General features: G+C 50.0%; 2 protein-coding genes. One reads left to right on the top strand and one right to left on the bottom strand.

Going from position 1 to position 1,364, the window contains the following annotated elements:
* Positions 1-751, bottom strand: a 751-nt coding sequence (locus tag QZ506_RS16570; RefSeq protein ID WP_291972575.1) for an ORF6N domain-containing protein, incomplete at its 3' end; no start/stop codon positions are given.
* A gap of 117 nt (positions 752-868) precedes the next feature.
* Here QZ506_RS16570 and QZ506_RS16565 point away from each other — a divergent pair.
* Entirely contained in the window at positions 869-1,195 is a 327-nt protein-coding gene (locus QZ506_RS16565; RefSeq protein ID WP_291972572.1) for a DUF1640 domain-containing protein, read from the top strand.
* Positions 1,196-1,364 lie beyond the last annotated feature (169 nt).

Below are 1,364 nucleotides of genomic sequence, written 5' to 3'. Positions count from 1 at the left end.
GGTAGCATAAAATTCGTGCATCCGTGGACTCATCCCAGTAGTAGGATTCCATCGCGTCATGTTCGTCCTGCCATGTGGTGAGTTGGCGGTAGCTGTACCAGTTACCTGTGGCGCGCCACACTGAGCGTACTGACGCATAGTCTTTGCTGGCACCCAGCAAAGCCGCCATTTCTTCGCGTTCTTTTATCGCCTTATTGGCTATACGCTGGTAAACAGCATTACGCTGGCAGGCGGTGGCTTCCCGTTTTTCGCTGATCTGCGCTTTGGTGCGTACAGCTTCATCGCGTTCGAAAGTAATCAACTGAACAGCCTTGCGCTCCTTGCCCCATGCAATCGCCGCTTCTGCCGGGTCGAGGAAGTTTGGTAGGCCAAGATCCACAGGGGATTTTTGTTCGCGTAAGCGGAAGTAGTTATCTTCCAGCGCCTCATACCATTCCCACGCCTGGTCAGTCTCCAGCATCTTGGCATGACGTGATGCCCCGCGCTCAGTCCAGAGTGTGATGTGAGTTGTATGTTTATTAACCACGTGACTTAATGTCACGTGGTTCTTAAGCCCTTGTAATTCCGATCCTTCTACCTTGAAGTAGTGTTTCCCTTCGATGAAGCGGTTTTTATTGCGTTTGAAATTCTGACGTACGCTATCTACTTCAGCTCCATACCCTTGAGCTAGTAGCTCGGTTGTAATCACGCGCTGGCCCTGATATTCGATAACGGGCAGTTGGGTATTCTGGATAGTGATGATTTTGGTCATGGCAATGTCTCCATAATTAAACAGATGGGGTTAAAAGGTATGGGGGGACTAACTTGCAAAATTTTGCAGATTGGCGGTTAGATCGCTTACACTTGGCTTAACGCAGGAGGATTTCCCATGGGCCAAGTTGCATTTGATACTCAAGAGTTCGTCGAGAAGCTGGAAAGCTCTGGTCTTAATAGAGAGCAGGCCAAGGCTATAACCCTTGTCGTGCGTCAGTCCCATGAGGTTGCAGACCTTGCTACCAAGCGTGACCTTGGAGACGTGCGCAAAGATTTAACGGTTCAGATAGCCGATGTCCGTAAGGACCTGTCCGCAGATATAGCCGACGTACGTAAGGATATGACTGCCGGTTTTGATAAACTTGGCATACAGATGACCATCCGACTTGGGATAATGGTCGCCGCCGCTGTCAGCATCATTGCTGCCATTCTCAAAATGTGACGGTGCACTATACCCCTTGGGTCAGGCTGAACCTGATTGTGTACCCGCCCGACGACGTGCATGCACTCATGCTGCCACCCTGGATAATTTCCTGATAGCCTCAAGTTCGTTTTCAAGTTCAGCCAGAAACTGCCTTAACGCCTCCTCTATTTCAGCAACCAGTTTATCC

This window comes from Candidatus Symbiopectobacterium sp. (genome assembly GCF_020054415.1).
Lineage (GTDB): Bacteria > Pseudomonadota > Gammaproteobacteria > Enterobacterales > Enterobacteriaceae > Symbiopectobacterium.
The sequence above is the reverse complement of the archived record's forward strand: the minus strand, read 5'-3'. Positions and strand labels throughout refer to the sequence as shown.